This is a genomic window from Acinetobacter sp. ANC 5045, assembly GCF_004331005.1.
GTDB lineage: Bacteria > Pseudomonadota > Gammaproteobacteria > Pseudomonadales > Moraxellaceae > Acinetobacter > Acinetobacter towneri.
Genome location: NZ_SJNS01000021.1, coordinates 32,324 through 44,564 on the forward strand (window position 1 = coordinate 32,324; position 12,241 = coordinate 44,564).

The following is a 12,241-nucleotide window of genomic DNA, read 5'->3' on the forward strand; positions in this document are numbered from 1 at the left end:
GAGAAACCATGAGTTCAGAAGATCAATCTGTCTCTACTACAGAACAAACCAATGAAAAGGCTTATGATTCCTCTAGTATCAAAGTATTGCGTGGCCTAGATGCTGTTCGTAAACGCCCAGGCATGTATATCGGTGATACAGATGATGGTACAGGTTTGCATCACATGGTGTTCGAGGTAGTCGATAACGCTATTGATGAAGCTTTGGCGGGTCATTGTGATGAAATTTTGGTGACTATCCATGAAGATGAATCTGTCAGCGTATCTGACAATGGTCGTGGTATCCCAACCGATATTCACCCTGAAGAAGGTGTCTCTGCAGCAGAGGTCATTCTGACCATTCTGCACGCAGGTGGTAAGTTTGATGACAACAGTTATAAAGTGTCGGGCGGTTTGCACGGCGTTGGTGTGTCGGTGGTCAATGCTTTATCGAGTAAACTTGAATTAACGATTAAACGCGCGGGTCAAATTCACCAACAGGAATACCGCCATGGTGATCCACAATATCCTTTAAAAGTAGTGGGCGACACTGAGCAATCAGGTACGACTGTGCGTTTTTGGCCAAGTGCTGAAACCTTTAGCCAAACCATTTTTAATGTGGATATTTTGGCACGCCGATTGCGTGAATTGTCTTTCTTAAACGCGGGCGTGCGTATTGTATTGCGTGATGAACGTGTCAATTTAGAACATATTTTTGACTATGAAGGTGGTTTGTCTGAATTTGTGAAATATATCAATGCAGGCAAAACCCATCTGAATGAAATTTTCCATTTCACGACACAGGCTGAAAACGGAATTACCGTAGAAGTTGCTTTGCAGTGGAATGATTCCTATCAGGAAAACGTACGTTGCTTTACCAATAACATTCCACAAAAAGACGGTGGAACGCATTTGGCAGGCTTCCGTGCTGCGCTAACCCGTGGGTTAAACAACTACATGGAAAGCGAAAATATCCTGAAAAAAGAAAAAGTCGTGGTGTCGGGTGATGATGCACGTGAAGGTTTAACCGCGATTGTGTCGGTCAAAGTGCCAGATCCAAAATTCTCATCACAGACCAAAGAAAAATTGGTATCGAGTGAAGTGAAACCTGCTGTTGAGCAGGCCATGAATAAATCTTTCTCTGAATATTTATTGGAAAATCCACAAGCGGCAAAATCCATTGCGGGTAAAATTATTGATGCAGCGCGTGCCCGTGATGCGGCGCGTAAAGCCCGTGAAATGACGCGCCGCAAGAGTGCTTTGGATATTGCAGGTTTGCCTGGTAAATTGGCTGACTGTCAGGAAAAAGACCCTGCATTATCTGAATTATATCTAGTCGAGGGTGACTCTGCAGGTGGTTCGGCTAAACAAGGTCGTAACCGTAAAATGCAGGCAATTTTGCCACTGAAAGGTAAAATCCTGAACGTGGAACGTGCCCGTTTTGACAAGATGATTTCATCGGCAGAAGTAGGTACTTTAATTACCGCTTTGGGCTGTGGTATTGGTCGTGAAGAATATAACCCAGACAAACTGCGTTATCACAAAATCATCATCATGACCGATGCTGACGTAGATGGTTCACACATTCGTACCTTGCTATTGACCTTCTTCTTCCGTCAAATGCCAGAATTGGTTGAGCGTGGTCATATTTATATCGCACAGCCACCATTGTATAAGCTGAAAAAAGGCAAGCAGGAACAATACATCAAAGATAACGATGCTTTAGAAACCTATTTAATTTCTAATGCGATTGATGAATTGGAGCTGCATGTGAGTGCTGATGCACCTGCAATTCGTGGTGAGGCTTTAGCCAAAGTCATTGCTGATTATCAAACTTCACAAAAGAGTTTGAGCCGTTTAACGCTGCGTTATCCTGCAAGTCTGTTGGATGGTTTATTAGAATTAGATGCCTTTAAAATTGATCAAGCAGCAGATCAGGCGTATGTACAACAATGGGGCGAGCAATTACGTCAAAGCATTGAACGATTACAACCAAGTTTGCGTCCTGAATTAAGCATCGAACAGTTTGAAAAAGAAGATGCGGATGGTCAAAAATCTGCAACGTATTGGCCACGAATCACGGTATATGTGCACAACTTGCCACATACCTATTTGCTAGACACAGGTTTGCTGGGTTCAGCTGAATATGCACGTTTGCTGAAAAATTCAAAAAGCTGGTTTACGCTGCTTGAAGAAGGTGCGTATTTGGAAAAAGGCGAACGTAAAATTACGGTCAACAATTTCCATCAAGTGTGGCAACACATTTTGCAGGACTCGCGTCGCGGCATGATGATTCAGCGCTATAAAGGTTTGGGTGAGATGAATGCGGAACAACTTTGGGAAACCACGATGGACCCAGAAAACCGCAATATGTTGCAAGTCACCATTGATGATGCCATTGAAGCAGACCGCATGTTCTCTTGCTTAATGGGCGATGATGTAGAACCACGTCGTGCCTTTATTGAAGAAAATGCCTTAAATGCAGATATTGACGCTTAATTCGTCCAAATCATCCGCATAACCATAAGCACTCTACGGAGTGCTTTTTTATGTTTGGCTTTTGTTGTTGTCGTGATTCATCCAAATAACTTTTATAAAACTGACTTATTGTTCTGTCATGCTGAGCTACATTAAGCCAAAAATATAGGAGAATCATTAAGATGGATAATCAATTAGAACAAGCACGTGATGCATGGGTGAATGCTTTTTTTACTGGCAATGTGGAGCTGTTAGCACACTATGAAGATGAAGATTTTAAAGTCGTTTATACGGCAGAATCACGTGTGGAAAATCGTGAAACACGTTATGCCAACATTCAGCATGCAGTGAATAATGGTGTCTGGAAACCGATCAAACCGAATGTTGAATTAGAAGAATATGAGTTTGATCGTGAGCAGGTTAACTGTCGGATTCAAATTGGTTTGGCGGATGATCAAGGGTATATTCAAGAAATCTGGCGCTATATTCAGGGCTGGAAAATACAAGAATTATGTATTAGCAAAGCAAAAATTACTGCCGAGTAGCAGCGATTTTCTGTGAATCACTGAGATTCAATGACTCAAAATAACCATGAAAGAATGGATTGATTTGGCTTTAATTAGAGTTTTGAATTTAAAATAACAGTTAGTTTGAGTTGTGGATAACTAAGTTTTTGCTTTTAAATTTAAATTGTAGATTTTGAATTTAAAAATCACACTGAGTTTTAAATTCAAAACTTCTTGCTTGGTAGCTATGTTGTCTTACTTTTATTCAGGGTGGGGGTGTCATACAACTATGCTGTGGTGCAAGATTGATAAGTAAAAATAAACAAACGCAGAGAGTGACTTAAATTTCTTTGCGTAGTTATTGTGAAGATAAACTAAAGATTAAAACTATTACGAATGTGTCTTATAAGTATGGAACATACACAATGCATATTCTACGAAATATGATGAGATTTAACCCTATTTAGCATAGCGTTAAAATCTCATCGGTATGGCTATTCAAAGCTACTTTCGAGTTCTTCCAATTCCATCATCAATTCAAGCATTTGTTCTTCTGCCTGCGCCAATTTGGTTTTCAGATCATTTTGCTCATTCATGAGTTTGAGCAAATCATCTTTACGGTTGGCATCGTAAAGGGCAGGATCTGCCAGTTCGGTTTCAATTTCAGTCAGACGCGGTTGAATTTTTTCAATTTGCGCTTCGTATTTTTCAATATTTTTACGAATAGGGCGAGTTTGTTCACGGCGTTGTGCTGCCAGTTTGCGTTGAGCTTCTTTATCTACTTTGACTAGGTTAGTCTTGTTCTCAACCACTGGACTTGGATTGGATGGAGCTGTGTTGGATGTACCTTGCTTAAGCATGTCTGCACGAGCTTGGCGTAACCATTGGGCATAATCTTGTAAATCGCCTTCAAATTCTGTGCATTGTCCTGCATGAACCAAGAGTAAGTCATCGCAGACACTGGCAATTAATTGACGTTCGTGTGACACCAATACCACTGCACCTTCATAATCCTGTAATGCCATGGTTAAGGCATGTCGCATATCTAAGTCTAAATGGTTGGTCGGTTCGTCCAGAATCAGTACGTTAGGACGTTGCCAGACAATTAAAGCCAAAGCCAAACGTGCACGTTCACCTCCTGAAAAACTTTCACAAGGCGTGTCCATACGTTCGCCACTAAAACCAAAACTGCCTAAAAAGGCGCGTAAAGTGGCTTCGCTGATTTTTTTATCGGCAATGCGTGCCAGTTGTAGCATCGGGCTGGCGCTATCATCCAAAGCATCCATTTGATGCTGTGCAAAATAGCCAATATTGAGTAATTCTGAGGCTTTGCGAGTACCTGCCAATAACGCCAATTCACCCACTAAGGATTTAATTAAGGTCGATTTACCTGCGCCGTTCATCCCCAATAAACCAATACGACTGGTCGGGGTAATTTGTAGGTTAATTTTGCTGGCAATCACTTTGTCTGCATAACCAATGCTGACTTGTTCCAAGGTCAGTAAGGGTGAGCTCATTTTGGTCGGTTCACGGAAACTAAAGGTAAATGGTGTATCTACATGCGCAGGGGCAAGCAATTGCATGCGTTCCAATTGCTTGATACGGCTTTGTGCCTGCCGTGCTTTGGTGGCTTTGGCTTTAAAACGATCAATATATTTTTGTAAATGTGCACGGGTTTCTAATTGTTTTTCATACGCTTGTTGATGTTGTGCCAAGCGTTCACTGCGTGTGGTTTCAAAGGTTGAATAATTGCCTGTATATAAAGTCAGTTCACTATTTTCAATATGTAAAATATGATCGGTAATGGCATCTAAAAAATCACGGTCATGGGAAATCAGCACCAAAGTTCCCGCATAGGCTTTAAGCCAGTCTTCTAACCATAAAATTGCATCTAAGTCTAAGTGGTTGGTTGGTTCGTCCAGTAATAATAATTCGGAGCGACTCATTAAGGTACGCGCCAAATTTAAACGCATGCGCCATCCACCAGAAAAACTACTGACCGCCAAGCTGTTTTGATGTTCCATAAAACCTAAACCTGCCATCAGTTGTGCGGCTTTGGCGGGTGCGGTATAGCCATGAATTTCATCAAAACGACCATGCAAATGTGCAAGTTGGTCATTATTTAATTGTTCAGGATGTTGCAGTTGTTGTTGAATGTTCCAGTATTCTTCATCACCCGACAGCACAAAATCAATCGCAGGCAAATCCAATGCTTTAACTTCCTGTGCCATGTGCGCCACAGTCCAGCCTTGCGGACGGCTCAACGTACCTTCGTCTGGGGTTAAACTACCTAAAAGCGCAGCAAATAAACTGGATTTTCCTGCACCATTGACACCTGTAAGACCGACTTTCCAGCCTGGATGGATTTGCATAGACGCTTTTTGAAATAAAACACGTCCACCGCGGCGTAAAGAAACTTGGTCAAGTTGAATCATGGTGTTTACTGGTCACAACAAAAGTTGGGCATATTCTAATGGAAGCCCACCAGAAAACAAAAATAAGCCCAGTTTTATTTGTGATTTGCGAAAAATCTCTCTTGTGATGTTTAAAAATTATGATCTAACAACAGGCTTTTTTTATGACTTTGTAAACAAGCACAAAATACGTGCATGTTGGAAATGATCTTTATTTTGATCTAAATCTATAAAATATAAGTGAATTATGAAATAAAAATGATCGCTTAAATAAGGCAGTATAAGGTTTTGGCAGAATTGACAGATGAAATTCGAGTAAATGCTCTATTTTTTTAATTTGAACTTGCTTAATATTTGTTTCGTGTACGGACACTCAAAAATAAAAAAATCTGTAGAAGGATCGAAACAATGAAAAAAATATGGGTCAGCGCAACATTGACAGCATTCGCAGCGATCGGTTTCAGTGCTCAGGCGCAAGCAGCAAAAGTAGATGTATGTGTCTTTGACTTACTGGGTAAGTCAGGTGAATCTTTTCAGATGGCACAAGAGTGGGCGCTAGCAGCAAAAGGCTGGGGTGCAGAAGTCAATTTAATTCCACGTCAGGATGAAGCTGTCGCAGACAATGATTTTAAAGCAGGCAAATGTGATGGGGTATTTATGACCGCCATGCGTGCTCGCCAATACAATAAATTTGCAGGCTCGATTGATGCTTTAGGTGGTGCGCCAAGTAATGCGATTGCACAACGTGCCATCAGCTTTGCTTTAGATCAACGTAATGCAGCGAAAATGGTTACCAATTTAGGTGGCAAGAAATATGAAGTTGCGGGTATTTCACCTTTAGGTTCGGCCTTTATTTTTGTGCGCGACAAGAACATCAGCTCGATTGAAAAAGCAGCAGGGAAAAAGTTTGCGGTATTGGGCTATGACGATGCACAAAAAATTATGGTGCAGCGTGTAGGCGCGCAAGCCGTCATTTCTGATGTATCTAACTTTGTGGCGAAGTTTAACAATGGTCAGGTCGATATGGTCGGTGCGCCTGCCTATGCGTACAAACCTTTAGAAATCTACAAAGGTTTAGGCAATAACGGGGCAGTGTTTAATTTCCCTGTATTACAAGTGACCGCAGACTTTGTGATTCGTCCTGAACAATTCCCTGCGGGCTTTGGGCAAAAATCACGAGATTGGTTTGTAAAAAATCTGCCTAAAGCGATGAGTATGATTAATCGTTTGGAAGGTGAGATTCCAGCCAAATATAAAATGAACTTGAGCGCAGAAGATAAAACCAAATATCAAAAAATGCTGCGTGATGGACGTATGGATATGACCAAACGCGGCATTTATGACCCTGCCATGATGAGTGTGTTAAAACGCGCTCGTTGTTCTGTCGAAAAAACCAATTTTGAATGTTCACTTGGTGGCGAATAGATTGATTTTTAATAAAAAAGCCTAGATCTCTAGGTTTTTTATAATGAAAGATTCGTCAATTGAGCCATATCAGCCAAAAAATCAAAATTCGCTAATCTGAGCTTGATAAAAGAACAGTGATACTAAATTGAAGGTTTGGATCAACTGTGCGCAGAAAAACAAAAAATGGAAGGAACTAGAAATGAAACAATGGACGCAAGCTTTATTATTTGGCGCAGGCTTGTCTTTAGCCGCCAGTGCAGTGCAGGCTAAGCAAGTGGTCTGTGTATTCGACTTGGTCGGTAAAAACGGTGATGTCTATAACTTAATGCAAGACTATCAATTGGCGGCCAAAAACTGGGGCGCAGAAATTGAGTTACGCGTAGGTCAAAACGAAGGCGTGATTGCAGAAGATTTTAAAGCAGGAAAATGTGATGGTATTAGTGTGACGGGCATGCGTGGTCGTCAATTTAACCATTTTACAGGCTCATTAGATGCAATTGGTGCGATTCCAGATTTAAAACTGGCAGTTAAAGTCATGCAAGGTTTGGCGAGTCCTGCTTTTGCCAAATATATGCGCAATGGTCAGTATGAAGTCGCAGGTGTCATTCCTGTGGGTGATGCCTTTTTGATGGTGAATGACCGCAGTATTAATAGTGTCGCCAAAGCCGCGGGGAAAAAAATTGCTGTTTTAGATTATGACCAAGCGCAAAAAATTATGGTACAGCAAATTGGTGCGCAAGCAGTAAGTGCCGATGTCACCAATTTTGGCAGTAAATTTAACAATGGTCAGGTCGATATTATTGGTGCGCCTGCTGCAGTATTCCGTCCTTTGGAACTACATAAAGGCTTAGGCACTAAAGGCGCGATTGTGAATTATCCAATTTTACAGGTCACGGGCAATATCATTATCCGCCCAGATAAATTCCCTGCAGGTTTTGGGCAAAAATCACGTGAATGGGTGAAAGGGCAGTTACCACGTGCCTTTGGTATTTTAGGCAAAATGAAAGCCGATATTCCTGCAAAATATTGGATGCAAGTGCCTGCAGCAGATCAACCGGGTTATCAAAAAATGATGCGTGAATCGCGGATTGATTTAACTAAACGTGGTGTTTATGACAAACGCATGATGAAATTATTGTGGCAATTCCGCTGTAAAGAAGCGCCAACCAATTTTGAATGTGGCTTGCAGGACGAAAATTACAAATAATTGGAGAATCTTGAGGTAATTACTCAGAATTCACTTTAATTCTGCATCACCGTCCCAATATTGAGTATGCTATACTTGATAAGTGGTCTTTTTGCAGAAAAGACATCTGAATTGTACCTGAGGAAAATCCATCATGAATGCCCAAGCACTTGAGCTCACCGACAACGCTGCTAAAAAAGTTCGCCAATTGCGTGACAGTGAAGGTAATCAAGACTTAATGCTACGTGTATATGTGACAGGTGGCGGTTGTTCAGGATTTTCTTATGGCTTTAACTTTGCGGAAAGCCAAAATGAAGATGATGCAGAATTTGTGAATGGCGATGTAAAAATGCTGGTCGATTCACTCAGCTATCAATATTTAGTTGGCTCGGTAGTGGACTATATTGAAGGCTTGGAAGGTTCGCGTTTTGTGGTACAAAACCCGAATGCAACCACGACTTGTGGTTGTGGTTCTTCATTCTCAATCTAAGTATGATTTAAATATTTTTGAGTATCAGCATCTGAAAAAGTAGATTGATGCACTCAAAATGATCAAAGCCTTTCCTATATAGAAGAGGAAAGGCTTTTTTGTTGCTACTGATCTGGTTTAAAAGTGCATCCTTAAACCAAAGTCATGGTACCTAAAATGCGATCACCTTTAGCCCCTGTGACCGCAGGTAAATTGCCACTTAATTGCTGACAAAAACGCATTGCCAACCAAGCAAAGGCGGTGGCTTCGACCCATGTTGGGTTTAGCCCTAAATCGGCTGTACTTTGTACAGTCCATTGATGTTTGCGCAAACGCCAGCGCAATTGCTCTAGCAAATAAGAATTATAGGCACCACCGCCACAGACATAGACTTCACCTGTATCCATGCCTGAACGATAAATGGCTTTTTTAATCGCGCGGGTGGTGAGCTTTAATAAAGTCGCTTGAATATTTTCAGGATTATCTTCCAGCTCGTCATATTCCACATCATTGCGCCAATCGGCAACCTGTTCATCTAGCCATTCCAAGTTAAAGTCTTCGCGCCCTGTACTTTTGGGTGGTTCTTTAGAGAAAAAAGCATGGGCTTGTAAACGATCTAACAAGCTGCGAATCGGATGTCCATACGCAGCCCAATTGCCATTTTCATCATAAGGTTGTCCTGTGTAACGCTCACACCAAGCATCCATTAAAATATTGGCAGGCCCTGTATCAAAACCCGACACTGCTTCGGGCTGTCCTGCAGGTAACAAACTGACATTGGCAATGCCACCTAAATTTAAAATCACCCGATGAATACTCGGATGTTGGAATAAATTTTGATGGAAAGCGGGCACTAACGGTGCACCTTGTCCACCTGCAGCCATGTCACGACGACGAAAATCTGAAATCACAGGAATTTGAGTAATTTCGGTGATGATGTTCGGATCACCAATTTGTAAAGTAAAAGCATGTTCAGGACGATGACGAATGGTCTGGCCATGCGAACCAATTGCTTTAATTTGAGATTTATCCAGTTTATTTTTTTCAATCAGGCTATTAATACCATGTCCAATCATGGTGGCTAAAGCTACATCTGCCTTGCCCATGCGGTCAATTTCATTGTCACCTGGCAAAGTCAGTGCCATGAGTTCGTCACGTAAATCGGGATCAAACGGCAAAGTCAGGGTCGCGTGGAGTTGCAGTGGATCAAAAGAAGCAGCAACAAGATCGACACCATCCATACTTGTGCCCGTCATTACCCCAATATAGATCGCTGTCATGGTTATTCTATAGCCTGCAATATGCTGAAAAAGTGTTAGTATATCGCACAAATTGAATAACTGATGTGTTTGGATTTCGTGATGTCAAATTTCCTGCCAGCTGAAGAACAACTTGCTCTCATTCAACGAGGCACGCATGAAATTATTTCTGAAGAAGATCTTCTAAAGAAATTAAAAGAGAATCGTCCTTTAAAAATTAAGGCGGGGTTTGACCCGACTGCACCTGATTTACACTTGGGGCATACGGTATTAATCAATAAATTAAAAGTATTCCAAGACTTAGGTCACGAAGTATTTTTCTTGATTGGCGATTACACTGCCATGATTGGTGACCCAACAGGTAAAAGTGCTACACGTCCGCCGTTGTCACGTGAAAAAGTCTTGGAAAATGCCAAAACGTATCAGGAACAAGTTTTTAAAATTCTTGATCCAAATAAAACCAAAGTGGTGTTTAACTCAGAATGGTTTGCAACAAAAACTGCAGCAGATTTAATTCAGTTGGCATCGCAGCAAACCGTAGCGCGTATGTTGGAACGTGATGACTTCACCAAGCGTTATAACAACCAGCAACCGATTGCGATTCACGAATTTTTGTATCCGTTGGTACAAGGTTATGACTCAGTGGCATTACAAGCCGATGTAGAATTGGGCGGTACAGACCAGACCTTTAACTTGTTGATGGGACGTACCTTGCAAGGTCGTTATGATCAAGAAGCGCAAGTTTGTATTACTGTGCCAATTCTTGAAGGCTTAGATGGCGTGAATAAAATGTCTAAATCTTTAGGCAACTATATTGGCGTATTTGATGCACCGGGTGCGATGTATCAAAAAGTCTTGTCGATGCCTGATAGTCTGATTGAGCGCTATTTTGAGTTACTCAGCTTCAAGTCGATGGATGAAATTGAAATTTTGCTTAAAGAAATGGCAGAAGGTCGTAATCCGCAAGAAATCAAAAAGATTTTGGCACTCGAATTGGTTGAGCGTTTCCACGGCAGCGAAGCCGCAGCCAATGCCCATAAAGGTGCGGGTAATATTATTACCGAAGGTGAATTACCTGAAGGTACGCCAGAAGTAACAATTTCACGTGCTGAATTTGGTGGTGAATTATTTATTGCTTCTATTGTACGTGCTGCAGGTTTAACTAAAAATGCTGCACAAGCCAAAGATGCTGTGGCACGTGGCGCAGTAAAAGTGGATTGGGATGTGGTCGACGCAGGTTTCTCGGTCAAAGAAAATGCAACACACATTATTCAGGCGGGCAAAAAAGCCATTGCCAAAGTCACATTTACGGACTAGGTCTATTCTAAGTGATTGAAATAAAAGCAGGCTTCGGTCTGCTTTTATTTTCTGTTTGGTATATTAATTATATGAATAAGTAAATTCAAAAAAAACCTTATAAAAACAACACTTAAATTTTTCCAAGCAGCTTGCATTTTTGCTCAGTTATGTATAAGATTTACCCATCTAGACACAGTGTACAAAACAGATCTAGAGGGTACTTATAACTATAGCTCCACAATTTACAAGTCCCTTCCCAAGGGGCTCTTTTTTTCGTATAACTATAATAACGATATATGGATCGCATATAGATTCAACTCCGAGGGAGAGATTTTGGGAGAGATCTCTTTCTTTTTTTTGCCTCTAGTTTTGTTGTATTTTATATCTAAAGGTAAAATGTAAGATTACTTCTCTTTGTTTTATAAAAATATTCTTAAAACTTTAAGATCTAATTCAAATTTCAAAGCTACTTATATATGGTAAAACATCTTGTAAGTAGTGCATGTGGATGGCGCGATCTAAACTTGCCGAATAGAGGAGTAGACTCATTCGACTTGAAATCAATAATGTAAATGCTGAACACCAACTTTTAATCAACGGACACAAGACCTCCACACTGTTATGAAATCTATGTGAGATCTACGTCGTCTTTACGAATGTGATTTGGGATAATGCAAAAAGCACTTTTAACTGAGATGTAAAATTTTTTAGATGTCGCAAGACAAAAAGAATCATATACATTGGCAATCGTTGATTACAGCCTGCAAAACTGGACCGATTTGAGTCCATAAAAGTATGGATGAAAAAGTCCTGTTTACTTTGTAGATGGGAGTTTTTATTTAAATTTGATGAAAAAATAGCTAAAAAATTAAAAAACCAAGCATTTTTGTAGAAAAAAAATACATACGTGAAAAATATTCTAATTTTGGGCTTGCAAAGATTTTGAAATCCCCTAGAATGCACTCATCCCGACGCGAAACAGCCTACGAACTTAGCTTACAGGGTTAAGTTGTTAGAAGTGTTTTGCGTTAAAATTTCTGCTGACGAGGCAGAAATTGAGATCATTAAGAGATTATGAAGAACAACTTGTGTGGATTTTTACTGATTGATTGATCGAAATATTATCATTGATTGATTGGTTTAAATTACTCGAAGTTTATTTGAGCGAAATTTAAGTCAGAAAATTGATGAGCCAGATTTGGAAGTTTAGATTAAAACTTCAAAATGATTTTAACTGAAGAGTTT

8 protein-coding genes are annotated in these 12,241 nt (G+C 40.6%); 6 read left to right on the plus strand and 2 right to left on the minus strand.

Translation table 11 applies throughout. The features are described 5' to 3' along the window. Positions 1-8: 8 nt before the first annotated feature. Together gyrB and E0H79_RS13285 are read left to right on the plus strand one after the other, a co-directional pair. Positions 9-2,477, plus strand: coding sequence for a DNA topoisomerase (ATP-hydrolyzing) subunit B (gene gyrB, locus E0H79_RS13280; protein WP_004969755.1), 2,469 nt, complete (start codon positions 9-11; stop codon positions 2,475-2,477). Positions 2,478-2,638: 161 nt separating this feature from the next. Continuing rightward, a complete protein-coding gene (locus E0H79_RS13285) occupies positions 2,639-3,001 on the plus strand; it encodes a hypothetical protein (RefSeq protein ID WP_004969754.1) in 363 nt (120 codons plus the stop codon). 455 nt (positions 3,002-3,456) lie between these two features. Here the strand turns inward: E0H79_RS13285 and E0H79_RS13290 are convergent, their stop codons facing one another. Next, entirely contained in the window at positions 3,457-5,397 is a 1,941-nt protein-coding gene (locus E0H79_RS13290; protein ID WP_104852778.1) for an ATP-binding cassette domain-containing protein, read from the minus strand. Positions 5,398-5,784: 387 nt separating this feature from the next. On the opposite strand from E0H79_RS13290, the gene E0H79_RS13295 reads away from it, so the two are divergent. The 3 genes from E0H79_RS13295 to erpA all read left to right on the plus strand — a co-directional run bounded on the left by E0H79_RS13295 (position 5,785) and on the right by erpA (position 8,459). Further along, positions 5,785-6,801, plus strand: coding sequence for a putative solute-binding protein (locus tag E0H79_RS13295; RefSeq protein ID WP_131261900.1), 1,017 nt, complete (start codon positions 5,785-5,787; stop codon positions 6,799-6,801). 181 nt (positions 6,802-6,982) lie between these two features. Next, entirely contained in the window at positions 6,983-7,990 is a 1,008-nt protein-coding gene (locus tag E0H79_RS13300) for a putative solute-binding protein (protein WP_131261901.1), read from the plus strand. A 133-nt stretch (positions 7,991-8,123) separates the two neighbouring features. Next, complete coding sequence (erpA, locus tag E0H79_RS13305) at positions 8,124-8,459, plus strand: iron-sulfur cluster insertion protein ErpA (RefSeq protein ID WP_004969742.1); 336 nt, start codon at positions 8,124-8,126, stop codon at positions 8,457-8,459. Between the two features lie 131 nt (positions 8,460-8,590). Here erpA and E0H79_RS13310 read toward each other — a convergent pair whose 3' ends face one another. Beyond that, positions 8,591-9,718 (minus strand): anhydro-N-acetylmuramic acid kinase, encoded by a 1,128-nt coding sequence (locus E0H79_RS13310; protein ID WP_004969740.1) that lies wholly within the window; start codon positions 9,716-9,718, stop codon positions 8,591-8,593. Positions 9,719-9,781: 63 nt separating this feature from the next. Here E0H79_RS13310 and tyrS point away from each other — a divergent pair, with 63 nt between their 5' ends. Beyond that, positions 9,782-11,014, plus strand: coding sequence for a tyrosine--tRNA ligase (gene tyrS, locus E0H79_RS13315; protein WP_165492544.1), 1,233 nt, complete (start codon positions 9,782-9,784; stop codon positions 11,012-11,014). Positions 11,015-12,241: the final 1,227 nt, after the last annotated feature.

Bases quoted from the DNA above. Each gene is read 5' to 3' on its own strand.
- E0H79_RS13295 (WP_131261900.1), top strand. From the start codon at position 5,785: ATGAAAAAAATATGGGTCAGCGCAACATTGACAGCATTCGCAGCGATC.
- erpA (WP_004969742.1), top strand. From the start codon at position 8,124: ATGAATGCCCAAGCACTTGAGCTCACCGACAACGCTGCTAAAAAAGTT.
- E0H79_RS13300 (WP_131261901.1), top strand. From the start codon at position 6,983: ATGAAACAATGGACGCAAGCTTTATTATTTGGCGCAGGCTTGTCTTTA.
- gyrB (WP_004969755.1), top strand. From the start codon at position 9: ATGAGTTCAGAAGATCAATCTGTCTCTACTACAGAACAAACCAATGAA.
- tyrS (WP_165492544.1), top strand. From the start codon at position 9,782: ATGTGTTTGGATTTCGTGATGTCAAATTTCCTGCCAGCTGAAGAACAA.
- E0H79_RS13290 (WP_104852778.1), bottom strand. From the start codon at position 5,397: ATGATTCAACTTGACCAAGTTTCTTTACGCCGCGGTGGACGTGTTTTA.
- E0H79_RS13310 (WP_004969740.1), bottom strand. From the start codon at position 9,718: ATGACAGCGATCTATATTGGGGTAATGACGGGCACAAGTATGGATGGT.
- E0H79_RS13285 (WP_004969754.1), top strand. From the start codon at position 2,639: ATGGATAATCAATTAGAACAAGCACGTGATGCATGGGTGAATGCTTTT.